The organism is Streptomyces tropicalis (assembly GCF_029269835.1).
GTDB classification, from domain to species: domain Bacteria; phylum Actinomycetota; class Actinomycetes; order Streptomycetales; family Streptomycetaceae; genus Streptomyces; species Streptomyces tropicalis.
The window spans coordinates 213,350-230,635 of the sequence record NZ_JARJBB010000007.1 but is presented as its reverse complement, the minus strand read 5'-3'; the positions used below and the strand labels follow the sequence as shown (position 1 = coordinate 230,635).

Annotated in this window: 16 protein-coding genes and 2 pseudogenes; 9 read left to right on the top strand and 9 right to left on the bottom strand. The window is 71.0% G+C overall.

Features of this window, described 5'->3' with window-relative positions:
- Nucleotides 1-33: 33 nt before the first annotated feature.
- On the top strand, nucleotides 34-954 hold the full coding sequence (locus P3H78_RS16580; protein ID WP_276109755.1) for a WD40 repeat domain-containing protein: 921 nt from the start codon (nucleotides 34-36) through the stop codon (nucleotides 952-954).
- A gap of 188 nt (nucleotides 955-1,142) precedes the next feature.
- Here the strand turns inward: P3H78_RS16580 and P3H78_RS16575 are convergent, their stop codons facing one another.
- On the bottom strand, nucleotides 1,143-2,813 hold the full coding sequence (locus P3H78_RS16575; RefSeq protein ID WP_276109754.1) for an FAD-dependent monooxygenase: 1,671 nt from the start codon (nucleotides 2,811-2,813) through the stop codon (nucleotides 1,143-1,145).
- 625 nt (nucleotides 2,814-3,438) lie between these two features.
- Here P3H78_RS16575 and P3H78_RS16570 point away from each other — a divergent pair.
- On the top strand, nucleotides 3,439-4,269 hold the full coding sequence (locus P3H78_RS16570; RefSeq protein WP_276109753.1) for a ZIP family metal transporter: 831 nt from the start codon (nucleotides 3,439-3,441) through the stop codon (nucleotides 4,267-4,269).
- Between the two features lie 416 nt (nucleotides 4,270-4,685).
- Nucleotides 4,686-5,255, top strand: a complete 570-nt coding sequence (locus tag P3H78_RS16565) for a dihydrofolate reductase family protein (RefSeq protein ID WP_276109752.1) — start codon at nucleotides 4,686-4,688, stop codon at nucleotides 5,253-5,255.
- A 20-nt stretch (nucleotides 5,256-5,275) separates the two neighbouring features.
- Here the strand turns inward: P3H78_RS16565 and P3H78_RS16560 are convergent.
- The 4 genes and pseudogenes from P3H78_RS16560 to P3H78_RS16545 all read right to left on the bottom strand — a co-directional run.
- Nucleotides 5,276-5,398: pseudogene (locus tag P3H78_RS16560) on the bottom strand (diacylglycerol kinase family lipid kinase); the annotation flags it as partial.
- A 41-nt stretch (nucleotides 5,399-5,439) separates the two neighbouring features.
- On the bottom strand, nucleotides 5,440-5,826 hold the full coding sequence (locus P3H78_RS16555; protein ID WP_276109751.1) for a fic family toxin-antitoxin system, toxin component: 387 nt from the start codon (nucleotides 5,824-5,826) through the stop codon (nucleotides 5,440-5,442).
- Nucleotides 5,823-6,122 carry a type II toxin -antitoxin system TacA 1-like antitoxin gene (locus P3H78_RS16550; RefSeq protein WP_276109750.1) on the bottom strand — a complete coding sequence of 100 codons (300 nt, stop codon included), beginning with the start codon at nucleotides 6,120-6,122 and terminating at the stop codon, nucleotides 5,823-5,825. Before P3H78_RS16550 ends, P3H78_RS16555 begins: the two co-directional genes overlap by 4 nt.
- A gap of 199 nt (nucleotides 6,123-6,321) precedes the next feature.
- On the bottom strand, nucleotides 6,322-7,872 hold the full coding sequence (locus tag P3H78_RS16545; protein ID WP_276109749.1) for a N,N-dimethylformamidase beta subunit family domain-containing protein: 1,551 nt from the start codon (nucleotides 7,870-7,872) through the stop codon (nucleotides 6,322-6,324).
- Nucleotides 7,873-8,028: 156 nt separating this feature from the next.
- Here P3H78_RS16545 and P3H78_RS16540 point away from each other — a divergent pair, with 156 nt between their 5' ends.
- The 4 genes from P3H78_RS16540 (at nucleotide 8,029) to P3H78_RS16525 (ending at nucleotide 11,550) form a co-directional block, all read left to right on the top strand.
- Nucleotides 8,029-8,451, top strand: coding sequence for a hypothetical protein (locus P3H78_RS16540; RefSeq protein WP_276109748.1), 423 nt, complete (start codon nucleotides 8,029-8,031; stop codon nucleotides 8,449-8,451).
- A 152-nt stretch (nucleotides 8,452-8,603) separates the two neighbouring features.
- On the top strand, nucleotides 8,604-9,206 hold the full coding sequence (locus tag P3H78_RS16535) for a hypothetical protein (RefSeq protein ID WP_276109747.1): 603 nt from the start codon (nucleotides 8,604-8,606) through the stop codon (nucleotides 9,204-9,206).
- 478 nt (nucleotides 9,207-9,684) lie between these two features.
- Nucleotides 9,685-10,554, top strand: coding sequence for an META domain-containing protein (locus tag P3H78_RS16530; protein WP_276109746.1), 870 nt, complete (start codon nucleotides 9,685-9,687; stop codon nucleotides 10,552-10,554).
- Between the two features lie 237 nt (nucleotides 10,555-10,791).
- Entirely contained in the window at nucleotides 10,792-11,550 is a 759-nt protein-coding gene (locus P3H78_RS16525) for a DUF899 family protein (protein ID WP_276109745.1), read from the top strand.
- A 69-nt stretch (nucleotides 11,551-11,619) separates the two neighbouring features.
- Here the strand turns inward: P3H78_RS16525 and P3H78_RS16520 are convergent, their stop codons facing one another.
- Nucleotides 11,620-12,003 (bottom strand): helix-turn-helix domain-containing protein, encoded by a 384-nt coding sequence (locus P3H78_RS16520; protein WP_276109744.1) that lies wholly within the window; start codon nucleotides 12,001-12,003, stop codon nucleotides 11,620-11,622.
- Between the two features lie 305 nt (nucleotides 12,004-12,308).
- On the opposite strand from P3H78_RS16520, the gene P3H78_RS16515 reads away from it, so the two are divergent.
- Entirely contained in the window at nucleotides 12,309-12,866 is a 558-nt protein-coding gene (locus P3H78_RS16515; RefSeq protein ID WP_276109743.1) for a DUF3291 domain-containing protein, read from the top strand.
- Nucleotides 12,867-12,943: 77 nt separating this feature from the next.
- Nucleotides 12,944-13,131 (top strand): annotated as a pseudogene (locus tag P3H78_RS16510) (mobile element transfer protein); the annotation flags it as partial.
- A 235-nt stretch (nucleotides 13,132-13,366) separates the two neighbouring features.
- Here P3H78_RS16510 and P3H78_RS16505 read toward each other — a convergent pair.
- From P3H78_RS16505 to P3H78_RS16495, 3 genes are all read right to left on the bottom strand, one after another.
- Nucleotides 13,367-13,978, bottom strand: coding sequence for a hypothetical protein (locus P3H78_RS16505; protein WP_276109742.1), 612 nt, complete (start codon nucleotides 13,976-13,978; stop codon nucleotides 13,367-13,369).
- Nucleotides 13,979-14,118: 140 nt separating this feature from the next.
- Nucleotides 14,119-14,634 carry a GNAT family N-acetyltransferase gene (locus P3H78_RS33540; protein ID WP_498073046.1) on the bottom strand — a complete coding sequence of 172 codons (516 nt, stop codon included), beginning with the start codon at nucleotides 14,632-14,634 and terminating at the stop codon, nucleotides 14,119-14,121.
- Nucleotides 14,635-14,778: 144 nt separating this feature from the next.
- Complete coding sequence (locus P3H78_RS16495) at nucleotides 14,779-16,704, bottom strand: ArnT family glycosyltransferase (protein WP_276109741.1); 1,926 nt, start codon at nucleotides 16,702-16,704, stop codon at nucleotides 14,779-14,781.
- Nucleotides 16,705-17,286 lie beyond the last annotated feature (582 nt).

The window sequence follows — 17,286 nt, the reverse complement described above, 5'->3', positions numbered from 1 at the left end:
GGCGCTTCACCGACTGGGCAGAGGCCCGGGAATGTGTATCTCTCGTCCGGGCGGTCTGCTCCGCACCGGCTCGGCGGCCTCAGCGGCCGTGTGGTGACGCTCGCCTTCGACCCCGACGGCAGGTGGCTCGCGGCCGTCAGCGCCGGGAGTGAACTCGCCGTCATGGACACGGCCCATCCGTCCGCCCCCGTCGTGCGGCGTGCCGTGCGGACGGTCACCTCCCTGGGCGCCGGCCTGATCAAGCCGGACCGGCTCGCCATCGACCGCGGCGGTCGACTGGTCGCTGCGCAGACGGACTCGATCGGCGTCTACGACGTGCGCGGCAGCAGCGGGCCTCGCTGGCTGGCGGGCACCTACGACTGTTCCGGCGCCCGTGATCTGGCCTTTGCCGGCGGTGAGCTGATCGCAGCGTTCGACTCCTGCGCGAGCATCTGGAACGCCGGCACGCTGCGCATGGAGCGGCAGGTGTACTTCCCGCGCACGGGCAACGCCCTGGTCGGCCATGACCGTATCCTCTACGGCTCGTTCAGCCACGTACTGCTGCTGGACCACCGTCGCACCAGCCCGCTGCCGAGCGCCGATGCGGCTCCCGGGCAGCCGCACCCGGTGCTCAGCGGCGTCATCGCCGACAAGACCGTCAGCACCCGGCGAAGCCCGATCCAGCCGGTGGCCGACGACGGCCGGGTGGCGGCGGTCCTGCAGGACGCGCGGCTCCTGTTCTGGGATCTCGCCGCCCACCGGATCCGGGCCCTACTTCCCCTTGCCTTCCCAGCGACCTGTCCGTCCGAGACGAAGCCCAGGCCTCCTGCTGTGTGCGCCGCTTCCTTCTCCCCGAACCACAGAACGCTGCTCGTCTCGGGCTACTGCCCGCCGCCGAACATGGACGGGAGCAGCGAGGAGGGCCGACGCCACGCGACCTACCGGTTCTGGAAAGTCGACTACCCGTCGTGGTGAGGGCGCCCGACCGCAACCGCCGCGCGGATGTACGAGGCCCGGCGGCGGGCTCCCTGCCCATCAGCAGGGAGCCGGCAGGGAGCAGCGCTCCCTACCTCCTCGCTCTGTGGGCGGCATCCGCGCGGAGCACGTCTTCGGGGGCGCGTCCGCAGGACCGCCCGGTGGCGCTCCGCCCGTGGCAGCGGGAGTCAGGCGAAGGTCCGGCGCAGATGCGCCGTCAGGCGTTCCGGTACGGCCGGGTGGAAGCGTCCGGAGAGGTAGCCGTCCGGGCGGATCAGGAGGGCCTCTCCGTCACGCGGCGCATAGGCGTCGCGGAACTCGCCCGCCGCGTCGCGCACCCGCGGCGGACGCCGGCCGACCGGGCGGGCGCCCTCCGGTACCTCTGCGGCGGTGACCAGATAGGCGTCGAGGAGGCCGTGGGCGGCGCGATACGCCTCGGCGGCGCAGGCCTCGAGCCGGGCGGCGCCGTCGTCCGAGGCGTGCTCCGGGCCCGCGAACAGCAGCAGCACGTGCCGCGGGGTGCGCAGCAGGTCGAACAGCCGCCGCGGGTAGGTGGCGAGGTCGCTCAGCAGGCCGCGGCAGTCCGGTGCCCGCTCACCGGGGGCGGGACCGTCCGCGGGTGTGGCGTCCGCCGCCTGCGACTGGATCAACGGGCTGTCCGGGTAGGCGACCAGCAGCTGGGCCTGACGCCGCAGCAGCATCCCTGCGTCGTCCCCGCTGCCGCTGAGACCGGAGCGGCCATGGCGGACGGTGCGGGCATGGCGGACGGTGCGGTCGACCACCTCCTGCGCCACCGGGTGGCGTTCGGCGTGATAGCTCTCCAGCACGTCGTCCGTGGCCAGACCCCGGACGGTCAGGGCCAGCTTCCAGGCGAGGTTGAAGGCGTCCTGCACGCCGGTGTTCAGACCTTGCCCGCCGATCGGCGGGTGGATGTGCGCGGCGTCCCCGGCGACGAAGAGGCGGCCGTTCCGGTAGCGGTCCACCATGCGGTGGCTGGCCCGGAAGGTGGACGACCAGCGCAGCGTGGAGGCGGTCGTCGGCTCCGGGGACAGCCGGTCGAGCACGGCCTGGATCTGGCCGAGGTCCGGTCCCTGGCCATCGCCCAGGTCGAGGACGCCGTCCCCCGCGCTCGAGCCGTCGTCGCCTCCGGCTCGGGCGCGGGGGCGCAGCATCGACAGCCAGTACCGCCGAACGCCCGGCATCGGAATGCAGACGAGCATGTCGTCCATCGCACCGTTCGCGTCCAGGTTCACGGCCCGCATGCTGTAGCCGGCGGGCAGTTCCCAGTCGACCTCGACGTCGCCGATCATGTACTGCTCGGGGAAGGCGTCGCCCTCGAAGGTCAGCCCGGCCGCCTTGCGGACCAGGCTGTGCGCGCCGTCGCAGCCCACGACGTAGCGGGCGTGCAGACGCTCGGTCCGGCCGTCGGCGTGCGCGAGGACGGCCTCGACCTCGTCCGGGCGCATCTCCACCGAGCGGAGCTCGGTCGGCCGCTCCACCTCCGTCCCGAAGCGCGCAAGATGCTCGGCGAGCAGTCGCTCGGTCGCGCACTGGGGCAGTGTGGCGAAGGGGTAGGGGATCTCGGGCGGCAGAGTCAGCTCGACCCGGGGACGCGGCTTGCCGTCGATGAAGACCAGCTGGCCCCGGTGCGGCACCGCGTCGTCCAGCGCCCCGCGGACCAGGCCCATGGCGTCCCACACCTCCAGCGTGCGGGGCAGGACGCCGACGGCCTTGGCATAGGGTTTCGGGACGGCCAGCCGGTCGACGATGCGGCAGTCCACGCCGTGCCGGCGCAGCTCGGCCGCCGCCGTCAGGCCCACCGGGCCCGCGCCCACCACGAGTACGTCGACATCGGCCATGATCAGGCTCCCTCGTCGTCCGGATTGGCTCCCGAGCCAGTGTGTGCTTCACCAGGTTGCGCCGACCCGAAAGGGTTGACGTTCTCCCGCAGTGCGGAGCGGAAGGAATCGAAACCCTTCCTTTACCAATTGCCTACCGAGCCGGATGACCTCAAAGGGTGTCAAAGGGTGTCGAGTGGGAGCCCGTCAACTCCGCGAGCGCGCGCCGTTCACCCGGTCGCGGCGGTACAGGTGCAGCGGGCGATGGGGCAGCCGATCGGCCTCGCACCGCACGCCACGCCCGCGAACCCGGCGTCGGGCCGGTCGCCCGGGACCCACGGACGCTCTCCTCGACGCCTGAGTCGGCGGTGGACGCGTGTGAGATGTGCAGCATCGAGCTCAGCGACACCTCGAGGCGTCGCTGTGTCCGGTGGGGGACCTGGGCGGCCGGCCGGTGGAACGGTGGACGGGCCGGGATGCGGCCCCTGTGGCCCCCCGGCGGTCGGGCGGGGGTGCAAGCGGGCGCACCGGCCCGCCGGGCAATGACTTGACCAAGCTTCCGTGATCCCGCCCGGCGTGACTTGTTAGGTAAGCCTTCCCTGTTTTAGGTTCTGTGCGCATCCCTGCACGTCAGACCGGAGTCCCCATGCCCAGCGTGAACATCGCCCTGCTCGGTGCCCTTGCGGGTTTCACCATCTACCTCGGCCTCCCCATAGGCCGCCTGCGCACGCCCGCGCCCCGCATCAGGGCGGCCCTGAACGCTGTCGCCGTCGGGATCCTGACCTTCCTCGTGTGGGACGTGCTGACGCACGCCTGGGAGCCGATCGACGAGGCTCTGGGCACCCACACGTGGGGAACCGTCGCCTCTGGAGGTATCACCCTGGCTGTGGGCCTGACGGTCGGCCTGGCCGGACTCGTGCACTACGACGGTTGGATCGGTCGGCGCCGCCGGGCCGCAGCCGCACGGCCCGCGGGCCCTGGTGCCGCCGCGACCACCGAACTGGCGCCGAAGACGCGCAGCCAGGCAGGCTCACTCGCGCTGATGATCGCCACGGGCATTGGCCTGCACAACTTCGCCGAGGGACTGGCCATCGGCAATTCCGCCGCCCAGGGTGAACTGTCCCTCGCCGTTCTGTTGATCATCGGCTTCGGCCTGCACAACGCCACCGAGGGCTTCGGGATCGTCGCCCCTCTCGCCGCCGAAGGCGAGCGCCCCTCCTGGCTGACGCTGCTGTGGCTCGGCCTGATCGGCGGCGGTCCCACCTTCCTCGGCACGCTCCTCGGCCAGTACCTGGTCAACGACACCCTGTCGATCGCCTTCCTCGGCCTCGCCGCCGGGTCGATCCTCTACGTGGTCATCGAACTGCTGGCCGTCGCCCGCAAAACGGGACTCAAGACACTCACCACCTGGTGCGTCCTGCTCGGCCTCCTGCTCGGCTTCGCCACGGACGCCGTGGTCACGGCTGCCGGCGCCTGAACCGTCCCGCGCTACGCCCCGGCATCGGCTCCTCGGAGTTGATCTTCCCCGGGCATGGCCTGCCGGTGCCGGTGCCGGTGCCGGTGCCGGTGCCGGGCAGCCGAGCGGGCCGAGACCGGGGTGTGGCCCCGGCCGTACGGCGAGAAGCCGGGCGAAGACGACCGGGTGACATGAGCGGACTGGCGTGAGCCGATGGCTGCCGCCCTGGTATGGCTGCCTGCGTCCTGCACTGCACGAGTGATCGTCGACGAGCACAGGCCGAAACCGAGGCGGCCCGGGAGCAACCCCCTGCCCTTGAGGTTCTCTCAACGGAACGACCTCGTGAGGCGACTCGGTCCAGCGGATCCCGCGAGCCGCGATGGCTCCTGCCGCGCCGGCGGTCGTACGGTCGAGCCCGTTGCCGAGGAGGACTTCTGATGCGCAGGGTGACCTATTCGATGGGCGTTTCACTTGACGGCTACATCGTCGGGCCGGCCGGTGACTTCGACTGGACGGTGCCCGACGAGGAGGTCTTTCGCCTCGCCACCGACGAGATTCGAGACGCCGGCTGCCACCTGTTGGGACGACGGCTGTACGAGACGATGCTGTACTGGGAGACCGTCGACCAGAATCCATCGCTCGACTTCTCCACGCTCGAGTTCGCCGCGATCTGGAAGTCGCTCCCCAAGGTGGTGTTCTCCACCACGCTGTCGACGGTGCAGGGTAACGCCCGCCCGGCCTCCGGCGGCCTGGCGGAGGAGATCGAGCGGTTGCGAGCCGAGCCGGGGGAGGGCGACATCGCGATCGGCGGCGCCACCCTCGCCGCCGAGGCGGCCGCGTTGGATCTGATCGACGAGTACCGGGCCAGGGTCTACCCGGTGCTGGTTGGCGGTGGCATTCCGTTCTTCCCCCGGCGAGGGCGCCGGGTGGCTCTCGAACTCGTGGAGGCCCGCACCTTCAGCTCGGGAGTCGTCTACCTCCGCCACCGCGTGGCGCGCTCTGGTTGAGTGCCGCAGCGCGGGGGCGCGGTGACGGCGCGCAGTCCGCCCGCGTAGTAGGAGGCGGCGCCGCGCAGCAGACGGGCGCGGTTGGCGTGCAGGTTGGCGAGCGCGTCGACGCCCGCGTACACGCTGCCGAGCACGGCGGTGCGCCGGCAGGCCACACCGCCCCGGACTGTGCCGCGACGGCGGGTCAGGCAGCCGTCCATGCATGCAGCTGTCGGCCGATCAGGCCCACTCCCGCCGCCCCGGAGGCCGCATCCCGCGCCAGAGCCACCGCTTCCTTCGGCGGACAGTCGAGCCGACACCCGTTCAGAGCCAGATACGCCACCGTCGAGTGCCAGGCATAAGCCTCGTTGGAGTGCTCCAGACACGGCAGCCTCGCCAGCGTCTGGAGCAGGGCTGCCGCCCTGAGGTGCAGGGAGCCGTAGATGTCGTGCTCCATCGCCCGGGCATTGACCCGGGCCACCGCCGCGTAGAGCGGGCCGAAGTCGTCCACCTGGGGGTCGCCGGGCAGCAACTCGGCCGCGTGCAGGAGGAAGGTCACCTCAAGAGGCTGGAGCGGGTCGTTCCGGGTCACGCGGCGTGACCCCGCTCCCGCTGCTCCTCGAGCTCGCGCCGCGCCTGCAGCTCTGCTGCGCGCTGGTCCCGGCTGGGATCGGCTGCGCCGGCCTCCTCGGAGAACGCCTCGCCGCTGCAGGCCATCGACTCGCCGAACGCGTCGAGGAAGCGCTTCTCCACGGCAGTGGCACGGGCATAGGCAGCCGACAGGATGTACTCCTGCAGGCTGACGCCCTCCTGCCGCGCAGCGGCCTCGATCGCCGCACGCTGGGCCGGATCGGGGAAACGAAGACTCATTGCCTTGGGTCCAGACATGGTAGCGATGATATCGCTGATACCACGGAATCGGCCAGGGTGTGACCCAGGAAGGGCAAGGGGGCAGCTACCGCCGGGGCAGGCGGAGGCGCGTCGCCGGAGCCCGTGGGGTGGTGCTGGGAGGCCCTGGCCTCCCGCAGGCGCGTGGCACTCTCGTGGAGACCTCCAAAGCGACCGGTGGCACCTCCACGCTGTGCCGTCAGGCCTCGTACACCGCGCTCACGTTCGCGCGCGGTGGCGGGGCGTGCCGGACCGCGGGGCCCTGCGCGAACGTGCGCAGGAGGTTCTCCGTGGTACGGGTCACGAAGGTGCGGGCGCCGGCGTCCATGCCGTGGTCGCGGCCGAATTCGCCTGTTGCGGCCGTCAGGGCCTCCACCCAGCGCATAGTGCCGCTCGCGAAGACGCCGGCCCCGCTCGCCGAAACGTAGTAGGCCGAGTCGCTGTGGCTCGGCCGGCCGTCGCACACCAGGGGGGAGTGCGAGGTGATCTCCATCTGGCCCGGGGTCGGCATCCCCGGGGTGACCCGGTCGTACTCGACGCCGACGAGGTGCGGGAAGCCGTCGCCGGAGCGCACACCGGTGCCCTCGTAGAGCCAGTGGTCGGCCGCGTGGATGACATAGGGCGCGTCGACCGGATAGCCCTCGTACAGCACCCCGGTGAGGGAGGACTCGGGGTCCGGCGCAGGCGCCTGGCGGTAGTCGCTGGTGACCAGGGCTGGGTCGGAGCCGTAGTACGGGTCGGACCGGTAGGACGTCTTGTAGCAGACGACGGTGCGCTGTTCCGCCCGCTCGCCGGTCTCCAGCCGGATGCGGCGGAAGCACGTGTTGGCGCCGAGGAAGGCCACGTTCGTGCCCGCGTCCCGGGCGGCGGTGACATGGGCGCGTTGCTCCGGTGTCCAGTACTCGTCGTGCCCGAGGCACACGACGGTGTGTGCTCCCCGCAGCACGTCGGGGTTCCGGTGCACGTCGACGCCTGTGGTGTATGCCAGCGGAACGCCGAGTCGCTCGGCCAGCACCACCAGCGCCCGCTCGTACACCAGGAACTTGTCGGCACCGCTACCGTCGTAGGGGCGGTCGAAGCTGACCGCGAGGGAGCGCGTGGCATACGCTCCGGACGCGCCGCTGTAGAGGCTGCTGCCGCCCCAGCAGTTGTAGGCCTGCCAGGTGGCAGGGGCGTGCATCAGGACGGTACGGCCCAGGCTCTCGGCGGAGCGGACGATCAGCGGGACGTACCGCTGGTGACCGCCGTCCGTCTCCAGCCGCAGCAGATAGGCACCCTCGGGCCAGCCGCCAGTGTCGACGGACAGAGTCGCCGGCCAAGCGGCGCGCACGGTGCGGGTGGCGGGCAGCACCTGCGGCGCGCTCTGGACGCGGCCGGGTACGGAGTCGGAGGTCCAGACCCGGCGGGCCTGCCGTCCGCCGTACCAGCCGACCCTGAACGCGCAGACCCGGAAGGACGCGGCGCTGGTGGACACGTGCAGGGCGAGCTCCTCCCCCGGCCGAACACTCACCCGGTCGGCGTAGCCGGTGACGGCGTCGGCCGGACCGGTGGCGGTCAGCCGCCAGTCGGCGTCACCCTGGGCGCCGCGTTCCGTCTCCGGACGGAGCCGCCCGGCGTGCGTGTCCGCGGCGTGCGGCCGGACGGGCGCTGAGCTGCAGGCGGCGGCACCGAGGCTTACCCCGGCGCACAGGCCGAGGAAACGCCGCCGGCCCAGACCGTCGAACGACGGGGTGCCAGGAATCGGAGCCACTTCGCCTCCCACGGGGTGCTGTCCACCCCAGCGTCCCGACACCTCCTCGCTCAGCGCAACCGGACCAGGACGACATCAAATCGGGGAGCACTTCCTGCAGGGCAGGGGTACTGCCCAGCGCTCTCCCCGGCGACATACGAGTTCAAGGCCGATGCCGTGGCCCTGTACGAGTCCATGCCCGGGGCGACATACGAGCGCGTCGCCGCCGATCCGGTCATCGACCTCGCCACCTGCGTGAGCGGATGCTGCGGGATTCCGACCACCGCGGACTTCGCGCCGCGGCCCCCTTCCCAGCCGGGCCGATGGCGGCCCAGGGCCGGGAAGGCGGCGCCGTCCGCCGATCCGGACGAGCAGCTCCGGCGGCAGGGCCGCCAAGGCTTCGGCTGGGGAAGACGAACCGGTGCCGCTTCCAGTGTGACCGAACGTGCCGGACGCCCACCAGGCTGGGACTTGTGGTCGATTCAGTCGAGGAGAGCGTCTGCCGAGACCTTGGAGGAGGCGGCCGACACCGAGCACGATCCCGCCGAGCATGCCATCACCGCACCTCTGCTCGCCACAGCCGGGCTCGGCCGCGCCTGACGTGGCGCCTCGCACCGTGTCCCCGGTGCAGGTCTGCGGAGTCGTCAAGACGGCGTGAAGGACCGGTTGGCCGACGCTCAAGCGGACTTCGGCACAGGTTCGACACGCGCGTGCCCGTTGTCGGGCTACGCGCTGTCCGGCAGCATGGAGCCGTGGATCAAGGCTTGGCTGCGGTGCTCGGCGCGGCTGTTGGCGTAGTGGGCACACTGGGCACCGCGTGCTTCACCTATTTGGCGACACGTCAGCAAACGCGAGACCGCGAACGCGTGGAGCATGGGCAGTGGTTGCGTCAGCAGCGTCAGCAGGCCTATGAGAACTTCCTCATCGCGTATGACCGTTTTGCGGCGGCCGCGACAGCCGTGGAGGACGCCCTACAGGGGCCACGGACCGAAGGCTACGAAGATTACGTGGCGGCACTCAAGGACGCGATGGATGCCTTTGGCAGTGCTCGGGTTCGAGTCGCGGTGGCTGGGCCTCACTTTGCCTCGCAAAGTGCCGGGAGGATTGCCGTCCTCTTCTCGCAGACACTGAAATCCCTCCAGGCGTGGGGCGAGGCTCAAGCGTCCGGAGGTGACGTGTCAGAGACGAGCAGTCAGCTTCATGACGTGCAGGGCAGGGTTCAGTTGGCCTATCGGGACTTCGTGAGGGACGCGCGCAGCATCTTGGAGACACCCCCTTCCACGCCTGGCAGGACGTCTGGCGGCAATCCCTTCGCGCGCCGCGCTGATCTATCAGCACATGACCAGCGACCGTGATCGGGCCATCGCGGTCGGCTCGGGGCCATGATCCGGGGCGGTGGGGGAGCGGTCTCCGGCTCCTCGGGAGAGGACGCCGGGTGGACGGGCACGCGTGTGGCACGGAGCCTGGAACGACGAAGGGCCAGCCGGGGAGGAAGACCCTCCTGAGCCGGCCCCTCTCTCTGTGCCCCCGGCAGGATTCGAACCTGCGACACCCGCTTGAGGAGTTCGATCCGGGCCCGTTCCGGCTGCTGCTGTCGTCTGGTGGGGCAGCCCGATGGAGACGCCGGCGTACGCCGCCGTAGGGTGCCGTCGATGTCAGCGCTGGATGTCAGAAGCCTTCGACGCTGCCACCGCGCCCTCCCTGCCCGCATCCCCTCGCTCGGGGATGCACAGAAGCCGAGCGTGAGACTCAGGTCGTCGCCGATCCGAAATGCGGAACCGGGACATGCTCTCCGGCGTCTGACCAGGCGTGGACAGTCGCCGGACGGGAGCCGTGGTCGGCCACCTGCTTGCAGCCGTGATCACCCTTGCGGCGTGCGGCGCCCCGCGCATGGGGACCGATGGTCGAGAATCGGGGCACGCCGGGCCGGCCACGGCCTGGTCCCCTCCGAAGGGGCCGGGCGGAGCCGGCGGTCTGCTGGTAGGGGCGCGCTGGCTGGGACAGTGGATCACCGTCGGCGGACGGACCACCGCTGCCCCTGCACATGCCGGCGCCTGGGTCGACTTCGGCCATGACGGCACGGTCGCGGGCAGTTACGGCTGCACCTCGTTCCGCCGGACCACCCATGTCACCGCCGGCACGCTCACCCTCGGCGCTCCGGTGGCGCAGCCGACGGCCGGGATCCGGTGTGCGGCGAAGAATCGTGCCTTCGAGGAGGAATTCCGCACGATCTTCAGCGGGCGGCTGACGATCACACGGCGAGTCGACGATCTCACCATCGACCTCAAGAATTCGCGGGGCGACTATCTTGCCCTGAAACTCCTGTGGCCCAAAGGTCTCTTCGGCAGGCGCTGGCAGGTGGACCACCTGGGCGTGGCGGACACGATCCACCCGCTTGCGGCCGGCAGGGCCGTCTACTTCGTCTTCCACCGCGACGGGACGGTCACCGGCAACCTGGGCTGCAACGACTTCACCGGCCGCGCCACCTTCTCGGGCGACCTCTTCACGCTGTACCGGCTCACGCCGACGACGCACCGTACCTGCTCGAAAGACGTCATGCGTGACGAGCGGATCATGCTGTCGCCCACAACCGATCCACGCTCGACCCGCTTCTCAGCCATGACCGACAGTTGGGAGTGCGACCACGACCCCACGCAGGGTTTTCCGGAATTCGGCTACGGCTTCCAGGCACTCGACCGCTGACGGCGACAGCCCGGACGATCGGAACCCGGTCGGCTCAGTGGAGATCGGTCGTCGGAGGTCATGCAGGCCGCCGCGACGGCCATGCTGGACGATGCTGCTGGCTGCGGCTGCGGCTGCGGCTGCGGCTGCGGCTGCCGGCTGCTGGGGTTGCTGCACTTCGCTGCTGTACCGCGACGTCTCCTCGCCCGCCTCGGGCTCGACCGATGAGTTCTCGCGGGCTGCCGGGTCAGTACGGGCATGACTGCTGTGAATACGCCGCCGGTCGTCTCCCGCCGGGAGTGGCTGGCCGCCATCGACACCCTGCGTGCCCGGGAGAAGGCACACACCAGGGAAGGCGACGCGATTGCCGCCGCACGACGACGCCTGCCCATGACGGAGGTGGACCCGTCTGCCCCGCTCGTCACGGGCGACGGGGCCGTCCCCCTGATCGCCGCTTTCGAGGGCCGCGCTCAGCTGTTCGTCTCGTATCACATGTGGCACGACGGCCGTCCCGCCGCCGACCAGTGTGAGGGCTGCACCTTCTTCACCGGCCAGGTCCGCGAGCTGTCCTATCTGCATCAGCGTGACGTCACCTTCGCGGCCTTCTGCCAGGGCCCCTTCGAGGAGTCCGATCGCTACCGACGCTTCATGGGCTGGGACGTGCCCTGGTACTCGGTGCCCGCCGAGTCCTACGAACGGCTCCTCGCAGGCCGTTGTTTCGGGATGAAGGCGAGCTACCTCCGCGACGGCGAGCGGGTCTACGAGACCTACTGGACCACCGGCCGGGGCGTCGAACCGCTGGCGTCGTCCTACGGCATCCTCGACATGACCGTCCACGGGCGGCAGGAGACCTGGGAGGACTCTCCACCGGGCTGGCCGCAACCGTACGAGACCCGCGGTCAGCAGTTCCGCAAGGACGGACGACCGACCGCGCAATGGGCACGGATCGCCGCAGGCCACGACGACGACCTCCACAGCGGACAGCCCGGCACGGACCGCTCAGGCTGCTGCTCCTGAACCTCCGAAGGGCGCTCGGCAGCCGAAGAAGTGAAGAGCCGGGTCTCTGATCTGCGGCCGTGCAGTCGATCAACGCTGCGAACCGCGACCCAACTGTCGGCGGTTGTCAGCATTGGTCGTCGAACACCGTTCGACGACCCCGAGGCGGCCCCGGGGATCTCCCCGGGGCCGCTGCCGCTTCCTGCTGCTCGGCCCCCTCGAGCCGCAGCGTTGACGGTCTTTGAGCCCGGGCAGGCCCGCCTGGTCGAACCGGCCACGCCGGCGGCGCACGGTGTCCACATGCAGCCCCGTCTTCCGGGCGATGCATGCGCTGGAGTGTCCATGCGCGGCGTGCAGCGCCGTCTGTGCACGCACCCGCAGCCGGTGTTCGGTCTTCTGGTCGTGAGCCGTCCTCTTCAACCGCACGTGTCCGGCGGCACCCGGCGTTGTCGGACAGGGGGCGCGGACGGGCATGGTGGGCGGACCGATCGGCCGGAGTGGATCACTGGCACCCCGCTCCCTGCCCCGCCCGTCAGCGCCCCAGCCCCCGCAATGGCCGGTGCAAGAGGCCACTTGGACAAGGGAAACGCAACTTCGACAGGGCTCGCAGAGGCAGCTACCTTCATCCGGTCCTCGGTGGTCGCCCACGGTCGCACAGGGGTTCCTTCAGGCTGGGCCGGCCGCGACGGGACGAGTCGGTCACGGCCCACGAACCCTCGCCCCCTGCGTAGGCCACCGAACCGGGTCCACGCCAGGCACCCCCGACCAGGGAGAGACGCATGCCCCATCTTGCTCTGTACACATTCGGCGTCCTGAAGACACCTCTCGCCGATCCGGCACCTCTCACGCGCGAGTTCTACGACATTGGTGAGGCCGTCTACCGGAAGATCAGTCAGCACCCCGGATATCTTGCTCATGCTGAAGCGGCAGACGGTGACCGGGGCGTGCTCTTCGAGGCGGACTGGGGTACATGGGGAGAGTTCGCCGTACCGACCTGGTACGCCAAGGGCCGTGCGCGGGAAACCACCGCCCTGGCCGCGACCCTCTCACTCTGGACCGACCTCCGCCCCGCCTTCGACGCCGTCTACGGCGGTCTGCACCGTGAGGCGCTGAACAGGCGTTACGACTGGTTCGAGAGGACAGGACACCCGAATTACGTGTTCTGGTGGGTCTCCGACGGCGTGACACCCACCTGGCAGGACGGGGTTTCCAGGCTTGAGCACCTCCACGAGCACGGCCCCGCGCCGCACGCCTTCACCTTCCACGATTCGTTCGCCCCGGACGGAACTCCGACCAGGATCAAAGGAATCGGGCCGAAGAGCGACCAGGTTCGCTGACAAGGAAGCCTGAACGACTGGATTCGCCGTCAAACGCCTCGATCGAATGACGGCGAACCGATGGAACGACACCGCTCCTGCCGTCAATCCGCCGCTTCCGATGCGCCACCCGTATCGGCTCCGTCCAGCTCGGCACCCCTACGACGGACGCGGCCGGGAGAAGCACACCGCCGCCTGCACGCCCCCGCGCTGCGGCTTCTCCGGCGACCACGACGGATGCGCCGCCGCCGAGCCGGCTGCCCGTACCCACCGCTGCCCCGTCCGAGAGGGCGTCGAGCGGACGTGGTGGCACGCGTGCGGCACGGCGCCCGGAACGACGCATGGCCGGCTTGGGAGGGAAACCCTCCTGAGCCGGCCCTTCTTGCTGTGCCCCCGGCAGGATTCGCACCTGCGACACCCGTTTCAGGGTTTCGGTGGTTGCCCGTTACCGCCGTGGACCGACACGGTCGCATCGGCCGTGCTGGACCGCCTGGGGGCGCGGGTGCGCGGCGTCGTCGACGTCACTCGTGGAGGTCAGCCTGCACAGTTCTGCGTGAGGAGAGGCCGAGGGCGGCAGCGGCGGTCAGGATCCAGATGGCCTGTACGACCGACATGATGATGGCGAAGACAAGCCCGGGGGTGCCGAAGACGGCTGCGACACCCGCGACGACGAACAGGGCCGCGATGACCTTGGCGGAGTCGGCATACCTCCTGTGCAGCACAACGGGCCGTAGTGCGTACCCGATGCCGATGAAGAGCAGCGGGGCGGGTGCCAGCGGGAAGATGCGCGCGAAAACGCCGTTGCTCAGGGCGAAGGCGGTCGCGACCGTGGCGGTGTCCTTCGCGTGAGCGGCTGCGGGGATCGCTTCCAGGAGCACGGCCTCGACGAGTACCACCGCGAGCAGCAGGGCACAGCCGACGAGGGTGACGAGCCCGGCCATGTGCAGGGCGGTGCCGCTGCGGTTCAGCAGAGTCAGGAAGAACAGGATGCACAGCGTCGCGCCGGTGGCCTGAAGCCATCCGCCTGCGTAGAACAGCAGACCGTGGCTGTTCGCGTAGATGATCAGCCGCTGCGGGGAAGCGCCGGCGTAGGGCCAGCCGGTCAGTGCCGGGACGGTGAAATAGGTGATCAACAGGATGGGGCCCGTGACTCCTGCCCATGCACCGTGGCGGAGAGTTCGCAGGCCCGACCCGTCGGGACTGCGGGATGCGCCGGGTGGTCCCTCCGGGGGCGGGACCGAGTTCTGCTGCGTCACGTCCGCATCCGAGTCCATCAGGCCCCCCGCCGATCGCCAGTGTCAGTGGACTGGCCCGGCGCCCATGTGTCAAGGAGTTCATCAAGCAGTGAGGCGGCGATGGTCGCACGGTCGGCGGAGCCTTTATGGGCGAGGTCGAACCCGCCACGTGCGATCCGTATCGGGGTGAAGCGGCACGCCAGTCTTCGACCTGCGCCCGTGCAATTGATCAACGCGGCGACCGGCGGCTGAGCTGCCGGCGGCTGCCGGTGCCGGCCGTCGGTGAGTGCCCTCCGACGGCCCCGGGGCGGGCCGGGACTCGGCCGGACGGCGCGACCCGAGGACCACACGCCGAGCCGCTGCCCGGAGCTGTTCTCCGCGAGTCGCTCGACCTCGGTGAATCCCGGTTTCGCCGCGAGGCGCATCGAGCGGTCGTTGGCGATCTGGGTGCAGAGCACCTTCGGTTCGCCGGACAGCACGCCGGTGAACCGGTCGAGTGCCGCTGCGCACGCCTCGGTGGCGCACCCCCGTCCCCACCCTTCCGGCAGGAACATGTGACCGAGCTCGGCCTCCCGGGCGATCGCGGCCTCCCCCGTTCGCCCGGTACGCCTCCCTGCAGGAGGCCACCCTCCCGCAGCACCACGGTCCTCGGCCGTCCACCGGGTCCAGCCCGGCCCCGGCGGCCGCCGGGGCCCGGTTCACCTCCGCAGGTGCCCGCCGCAGTCGTACAGCACCACCCGCGACCGGCCGCGGGACCCGTAGGCGGCCGCGGGCACGAGCGCGCAGTGTCCGGCCGTCCAGCGCTCCAGGCCGCCGACGAGGGTGGTGTCCCGGTGCCGGCGGCCGCGGTGGATGTCGGTGGCACTCAGGACGACGTACCGCAGCCGGCCGGTGTCGAGCAGCCGGTGGAAGCGGGCGGACGAGGGGTACGGGACCTGCCCGGTGAAGCCGCCCATGGGCAGGACGTGCGCGTCGGCGCTGATGATGAAGGGCGCGGCGGACCACCATCCGGGGATCGCGGCCAGGTACTCGGCGCCGTGGCGGTGTGCGGTGAGGTAGGCCAGCAGCCGCCGCCGGTCGGGGTCGAGCCGTGCGAGCGGGTTGCCCGGACGGTGGCTGCTGGGGCCGACGCGGGCCAGGGAGCCGGGCTGGTTGTAGCGCTGTGACAGCGCCGACGCCGACCACACGGCGGGCACGCACAGGACCGCGGTCAGTCCCACGGCCAGGCCCGCGGTGACGAGACGAGGCCGGCGGCGGATCGCGGTCAGCGCCAGGGCGGCCACTGCGAGGGCGGCGGCGATCGGTGCCGACCAGGGGAAGAACCGCGGGTACCACAGGGTCAGCGCCACGCACCAGGCCGTGTTCACGGCGAGCGCCCCCGGCAGCACCCAGATCCGCCGGCCGCCCCGCAGGCCCGCCCGCCGGGCCCGCACGACGCCGACCGCGGCGAACGCGGCGAGCGGCACCGCGACCACGCCCATGTAGTAGGTGTGCCCCGTCACGCTGCCGAAGCTGAAGACCAGGAAGAACGTGGCCAGCCAGACGCCCCACAGCACCTGGCCCGCGAGCGCGCGGTCCGTACGGGCCGCGCGCCGCCGCCACAGGGCCGCCGCGCCCCCGGCCAGCCCGAACGCGGCCAGCGGGTACAGCCACCCCGTCTGCGTGGCGAGCCCGGGGCTGAACATCTTCCACGTGCTGTTGCCCATGCCGGGGCTGGTCCCGGCCACCCGCAGGATCTCGTTCGGCACCACGCTTCCGGTGCCGGCCGCGTCGATGCCCACCGCGTGGAAGCGGGTGAGGAAGTTGTAGCCGACGACCAGGCCGAAGGCCGAGTCGTCGGTGGTGCCGTCGAGATAGGGACGCGCGGAGCCCGGGGTGAGGGTGGCCACCAGCATCCACGAGACCGACACCGCGAACGTCACCACGGCGGCCCACGCGAGATCGCGGAGCCGGCGGCGCAGGCTCCGGGGAGCGGCGACGAGATACGTGCCGGCGAGGGCGGGCAGCACCGCCCAGGCCTCCAGCATCTTGCACTGGAAGGCCACGCCCACCCAGAAGCCGGCGAGCAGCAGCGGGCCCGTCCTGCCCCGCTCGGCCGCCCGCTGCACGGCCTCGGCGGCCAGGAGCAGCAGCAGGACGAACGGCGCGTCCTCGGTGACGGACCGGCCGAGGCCGACCATCACCGGGGTGAGGGCCAGGAAGGCCGCCGCCAGCAGTCCGGCCGGCACTCCTGCCCAGCGGCGCACCAGCACATGGAGCAGGATCACCGAGGCCACGGTCTCCAGGGCCTGCGGAACCACCAGGGCCCACGGGTGGAAGCCGAACACCAGCGCCGACAGGGCCTGAGGCCACAGGAAGCCGGGCAGCTTGTCGATCGTGAGGGAGTTGCCGGGGTCGAAGGAGCCGTAGAAGAACGCGACCGGATTGTCCGTCATGCTGCGGACCGCGGCGGCGTAGAACCCGTGGTACGAGCTGTGGTCGAGTCCCCACAGGGTCAGGAAGGCCGCGAGGACGGCTATGCCCGACAGCACCGGACGCTCGTACCGGTCGGTGCGCGGGCGGGGCGGGGCGACGGACGGCGGGCCGCCGTCCCTGACCGCTGATTTCGTGGGGGTGCTCAGCATGAACGGCCTCTCGGGCTCCGGGAAACGGAGTGATCCGGGCGCAGCGCGCATACCGGATCTTGCGGAGTATCCGCCGCCCGACATGTACGCAGTTTGAACCGGAACTGAACCCGATGGAGGTCTTACTGGCCTCTCACTCCCTCCGCACCCGGGCTTTGCTCACCGTGGCCCGTCCGTCGCGGCCGTACCACCGTCCGTGGTGACACGAGTGGCAGCGCCGACACCCGCTCTTCCGCTGTCGCATTCCGTGCAGTTCACACAGCCTGCCGAGAAGCTCTGGCGCGGTCGTGTCGTCTCGGACAAGCTGCGGCGCATGGACTGGATGCCCCTGCTTTCCACGCTGAAAGGGCGCGCGGCGGCATTCCTGGCCGCCCGGTGGTCCCGGCGCTCACCGCCCAGCTGCACCCCCCTGCCGCCGGACACGAGCGGGGCTTGTCCACGCGGTCTCGATCCTGCTGCAGGCGCTGCCGCGCTGCCCGCCTCGCTCCACGGTCGGACCGCCGAAGAAGGCGGGCTCGACCGTCTCGGCGGCGCAGGAGGCAACGGGCGGGCACGCCGGGTCGCCGCTGTGGTCGGCGGTCA